The organism is Haladaptatus ordinarius, from assembly GCF_054177595.1.
In genome coordinates, this window is sequence record NZ_JBPEHH010000171.1 from 1 (window position 1) to 5,412 (window position 5,412).

Below are 5,412 nucleotides of genomic sequence, written 5' to 3' on the forward strand. Positions count from 1 at the left end.
GTTTCTGGGCGTGAACGACGATCGCCCCCGCTAGGGCGGGGGCGTCGTCGACCGCGGGTGTGATTTCGGCTTGCATCGTGTCCTGAACACGAGTCAGGAGCGCTATCAGCGCTTCACATGAGTCGTCGAAACGACTGATTCAGAACCATCGGTGAACAATGTCGACCACAGCGGTAGCAACCGTTGTTCTTTCAAGATATCAATACTCTAGTGGTTTGTAGAATTTGAGATCCCGAACTTGTGGTGGGATTTAATCGCGAGATTTTTCTATATCGACATACAGTTTAAAACTTTGGTAATGCATGTTTCAGCCCCTCTCCCACCTGAATTCGACCAATACTTGATTTTAGTCAATACTTCCGTTTAGTTTAGTAAGCGGAAGTGAATTCGGGCGGGTCGGCGCTGTCTGCAAGGCAGAAATCGGTCTCCAAAACGCCTGAGCAACGTTAGAACCGTGAAATCACTCGTCGAACGTCATCCCATAGCCCCACTCTTCCAGGTGGGTTTCGACCTCGTCGAGGTGATCAAGCCCGACCTTCACGAGTGCTTCTCGAAGGTCGGTCAGAGAGACGTCGTCGTCGAATCGCTCTTCGAGTTCCCGAAGCGCGTCGCGCTCGGCCGTTTTGGTCTCTCCATGCAAGAAAAGCGGCACCCGGTCGCGACCGTCTTGTACACCGTCGCGCCGAAATTTGTACGGTATCTGTATCGTTCGTTGCCCGGATTGCTGCGAACGGGTTGTATTGCTCGTCTCGGTCGTGGGCTCCGTATCCGTCGTGTCGGTGTCGTCGGCTTGTTCTGTCGAATCTGCGCCCGACGAAGTGGCGTCCTCTGCGAACGGGTCTTCACCGGCACCCTCTTTCATGCCCGTCATGCGGTCACCACCTCGTGTTCGAGATCGCCGGGTTCAGGCGGGTTCGGAGCTTCGAGTCCGACTTCGCGCTCTAAATGCCGTGCCAATCGGTCGAACTGAGCCAGCGTTTCGAGTTCGTAGTCGCGTCTGCGCTCGCGGTGCTCGCGGACGTACGCGAACGCCGAACATTGCTGCATCCAGCAGCCTTCCATCAGAGATGCGCGTTCTCCGATTATCTCCGGAACGGGGTACTCGATGTCTTCGAGAATCATCTGCTGGTCGCGAGTGTTCTTGAATCCCATCGGGATGGCGGCGAGGACGCCGACTTTGACGTCCAACTGGTTTTCGAGGCCCGTTACGAGCGATTCTAGACCTTCTACGGCCGCTTTTCCCTTTGCGGTGGGTTCTACGGGAATGACCAACGACCGGGTTGCGTGGATAGCGTTGTAGAGGTGTGGGCCTTCTGTCGCAGGCGGGTCACAGATGAGGACGTCGTATCTATCGGGGACGCCAGCCTCGCGGAGCACGCGGAGCAGCTGGGCGTGCATCCCGAACGCCTCCCCCATCGCCTCTGCCTGGTCTTTCTCCCGTTGGAGATACTCGGTGAGGTCGGAGAGCATGTTGTGTTCCGGAATGATGTCTACACCCTCGACTGTCCGAATGAGGTCATCGAAGTCGCCTTTCGGACGCCGAATCATGTGGCGGACGATGTTGTCCACGGGTTCTGTTCGCTGATCGTCGACGTCGAACAGCCGCGACAGGTCTCCATCTTGGGGTCGAGCGGGACGACGAGCGGCTTGAGACCGGCGCGTGCGTGCGCCACAGCCAGGTTCGCCGCCGTCGTGGTCTTTCCAACCCCACCGGCTTCGCTGTACGTTGAGTACGCCAACATACTCTATCCGTGAGTAGCACCCATCTTGAAAGTACGTCAGGCACATCCATGAATGAACTTCGTCTGGTGTTCTATTGAATGTACGCAATGAACACAACCAATGAACATCGATAATGGGAGTAATCAGTGAATGTAGATAGTAGGTGTATTCTCTGTGGGCGACTACTGAACGTCAATCCTGGTCTTGCCCCCCACAGAGGAACACAGAACATCAACCCCGAATACCATCACTGGACGTTATTCGTGACATCCCTTAATGAACACCATCAGTGAACAACATTCATGAACACTCTTACTGAATATCGTTCATGAATACAATGCATAGAATTCAGTAATCCAGACGACTAGCGACTGTGTGCCGTGAATGTGTCCACTGAATGATACACCTGTCATAGACACACGGACAGTTCGCCCATTCACCAATCAATGAATGTATTCAATGAACACAATTCATGGATGTACGTAGTGAATATAAGGGGCAAACACACTACCTGGTTGTCGTGTCCAAACGTAATCAACGAACGGATACGTTGCACGTCTTTTCCGGCTATCGACAATCCCGCACGTCGGTGAACATCGTGGGTGAATCTACACAATGAATAAGACTGATGGACATCGATACTGAAGTCACCACCTCCCTTTCACTCTCCGGTCGGACGGGTTTCGAGCAACGATTTTACGCTTTCACACACGTCGACGGGGAGTCAGTCCTCGAACGCTTCTGCCAGTTGTTCACGCATGTACTCTCGCCGAAGTTGCCGTGCTCGCGAATCCGAGAGGTAGTTCTGAAGTACGACTTCTGCGCTCGAACTCCCCTGCTCTGCGGCAATCTCGTCTAAACTCCCGAGAACCACGTTGAGTGACGAGGAGTACGCGTCGTACCAGAACCGCCGCCCCATCCTCGGTGCCGGTGAAACTCCGTCTATCTCCTCTGGAAGCCCCGCACGGTCGGCGAGACGGTCGAATCGATTCCAGACAGTCCACCGAGAGACGTGGTCTCGAGAGGCGTGCGGAGACGGGAACAGATAGCCGCTCCAGTCGCTGTCCTCGCTACTCGCGAGCCATTCGTCGAGTTCTTCGCGCCCGTACATGATCGACACCTCACCGGGACCGTTCTTTCGCTCACGGAACTCGATGTAAGGGACGTCGTCGTCCGGTACGTCAAGGACGAACTGCTGGACGTGGAGACGAGCGACCTCGTTTGGCCGGAGTCCCCACGCACAGAGGGCCAGGACGAGAAGGCGGCCTTCCTGGTCGGCCGCAGCGTGATAGAGCGCTCGGACGTGTTCTGACGACAAACAGGGCGTATCCCTCTCATCGTCACCAGTCGAACTCGACCAGTCGAACTCGTCGTCGAGGCCGTCCGCAGGGTTCGTCGCCGCCCACTTTCGACGGACAAGATGGGCATACCAGTTCGAGACGGCGAGATGAATCCGACGTTTGGTCTGCCCGCCGTCGAGGTCCTCGTGGAGTCTGTCGCCCAGTCGTATCCGGTTTCGCCCTCCTCGAGCCCCAGGTCTTCGGTCCAGAACTGGCTGAACGTCCGGTCGTGATGCGTTCGGAGCGTGTAGAGCAGCGGTCGAAGATCGTTTTCCCGCAGCCAGTTGTGCGTCGGCCTTTCTCGTCGTGGGTCCATGCCGTCGGCTTCCAGTCCCGGTGCCATGACCCCCCAGTACGCGTCGACGAGACCATCGCGGTCGAGCAGCGTCCACGAAACGTCGCCGACCTCCTCCCATCTTCAATCAGCGAGGGAATCCCGGCCTTTTAGGCCGGGCGGGAATCGCGTAAACTTCACTACGCAACCGCCGAAACCGGCAGGCTTAGGACCCCTCGTTACATAACTACTCTTGTTGGAAGAAGGCGGCAGAACAAGTCGCCGACGCTGATTTCGTTGGTTGCGCAACCACAGCAAGTCTCGGCAGGGCCAAAGAGCTGAACGCGGTTACAGTCGCTATCGTTCTCGGTCGGACCACGCGACTGTTCTTTGTCGAGACGGGGTAACTGTCACCTGCCCCCTGGAATCGGGAATGATGACCGCGACACGTCCGAGACGGTCCTTGTGAAGCCCTATATGGGTGCGTAGCAGGGGTAGAGCGAGAGAACACCGGTAAGAAGTTGTGTTCCTGGCCTGGTCTGGCCATACACAAGCCCCGGCGTTTACGCCGGGGTAGGTGACCCCTTCTCTGGCGGCCGATTCGACGTCTCACTCACGGTTGACCCACCCCTCCCTGTTTCCGGAACAGACGTCACGCCGTTTGATTCTCGCTCCTGAGATGGTCGTGTTCGTCCAGTAGAGCAATTAATCCATATATATTATAGTTTTTGGGACAAACAGACCGTAAGAGTCTGTGTGAACACCGACGACATCAGCTGAAACGTCTCTCTCATCGATGAACCGTATGTTGCTATACGAACTTTACAGGCGCGGAAGCCCACAGGTTCGGGATCTCAAATTCTACAAACCACCTGTTTCCTGATGTTTTGAGCGAACAGCGGTTGCTACCGCTGTGACCGACAAGTTTTACGAATTATTCTGAATCCGTCGCTTTTGCGACTCATGTGATGCGCTGATAGCACTCCTGTTTCGTGTTCAAAGCACAATGGAATCCGAAATCACACCCGCGGTCGACGACGCCCCCGCCCTGGCAGGGGCGATCGTCATCCACGCCCAGAAACTCTGTGAGACTGCTGATCACCTCTGGCATGTCCTTTCCGACGTCTCGATCCCGACTGAGCCACTTACCGACAACCGCCAGCAGCACAAGGTGACCTTCGATACGGAGTCGATGGCACGGGTCTACATCTATCAACGATCTACGACCTCGCCTAGAGCGAGGTCGCAGATCGCCTCCGGAACCGACCGGCGCTCCTCAAAGGACTGGGTTTGGAGAAGCCACCGACTCAACAGAACATCTCCTACGCGTGGGAACAGTTCAGTGAACGGACCAAGGTCACGCTTGACGCCGCTGCAACAGGCATCGCGCTTGAAGCATGCGACCACAACGTCATTTCTGACGCACTGGTTCCTCTCGACCTGGATGAAGACGATACCGCTGACGATGAAGATGTTGACACGGTGTCTCGCGCACACATGCGTGAGCACGGCAGCAAGGTCGTCGAACTCGCCCGAAGGCATAATGAGTACGAAAACTTTTGTGAGTTTCTATAGTAGCGACGTTTACGCAGAGATTCACAGCCGTGGGTTGCTGTACACGACACCAGTGCCGAAGTACGAGGACGACTACGAGGCGATCAAGCAAATCCAGAGTGCAGACGGCGGCGACGCCGCCGTCAAGCACGATATCCCGCTCGGCATTGACGGTGACGTCCATCACACCGCCGAGTTCCTGTACGTGCCAGCGACCAGCGACGATGCTGATGGTAACTACGCGGTGTTTGTAACGAACCGCGATCACGTCGGTCCCGACGAGATCGCTCACGTCACCAATAGTTACAGCCGTCGGTGGGATATCGAGAACCAGTACAAGTCGGTGAAGGCGTTCCTCCCGAAGACCTCGTCGAAGGATTCTCGCGTTCGGTTGTTCAACTTGACGTTTGCAGCACTGCTGTACAATCTCTGGCGGCTCACCGACTTTCTGGTGAAAGTCGGCATGGGTCAGGAGATCAGATCGCCACCGGTCGTGACCGCCAGGACGTTCGTCCGGGCGGT

Annotated in this window: 3 protein-coding genes and 2 pseudogenes; 1 reads left to right on the forward strand and 4 read right to left on the reverse strand. The window is 56.1% G+C overall.

The features are described from left to right. Positions 1–460: 460 nt before the first annotated feature. The 4 genes and pseudogenes from ACR3FF_RS25415 to ACR3FF_RS25430 all read right to left on the reverse strand — a co-directional run bounded on the left by ACR3FF_RS25415 (position 461) and on the right by ACR3FF_RS25430 (position 4,878). On the reverse strand, positions 461–871 hold the full coding sequence (locus ACR3FF_RS25415; RefSeq protein ID WP_458190897.1) for a DUF7970 domain-containing protein: 411 nt from the start codon (positions 869–871) through the stop codon (positions 461–463). After that, positions 868–1,742, reverse strand: a pseudogene (locus ACR3FF_RS25420) (ParA family protein). The gene ACR3FF_RS25415 and the pseudogene ACR3FF_RS25420 overlap by 4 nt, the downstream one beginning before the upstream one ends. A gap of 704 nt (positions 1,743–2,446) precedes the next feature. Continuing rightward, a complete protein-coding gene (locus ACR3FF_RS25425) occupies positions 2,447–3,040 on the reverse strand; it encodes a hypothetical protein (protein ID WP_458190898.1) in 594 nt (197 codons plus the stop codon). A gap of 1,508 nt (positions 3,041–4,548) precedes the next feature. Continuing rightward, positions 4,549–4,878 (reverse strand): hypothetical protein, encoded by a 330-nt coding sequence (locus tag ACR3FF_RS25430; RefSeq protein WP_458190899.1) that lies wholly within the window; start codon positions 4,876–4,878, stop codon positions 4,549–4,551. 25 nt (positions 4,879–4,903) lie between these two features. Here ACR3FF_RS25430 and ACR3FF_RS25435 point away from each other — a divergent pair. Next, positions 4,904–5,412, forward strand: a pseudogene (locus tag ACR3FF_RS25435) (ISNCY family transposase); the annotation flags it as partial.

What these genes read in the sequence shown, in the direction of transcription:
- ACR3FF_RS25415 (WP_458190897.1), bottom strand. Translation starts at nt 871, where the DNA reads ATGACGGGCATGAAAGAGGGTGCCGGTGAAGACCCGTTCGCAGAGGAC.
- ACR3FF_RS25430 (WP_458190899.1), bottom strand. Translation starts at nt 4,878, where the DNA reads ATGCCTTCGGGCGAGTTCGACGACCTTGCTGCCGTGCTCACGCATGTG.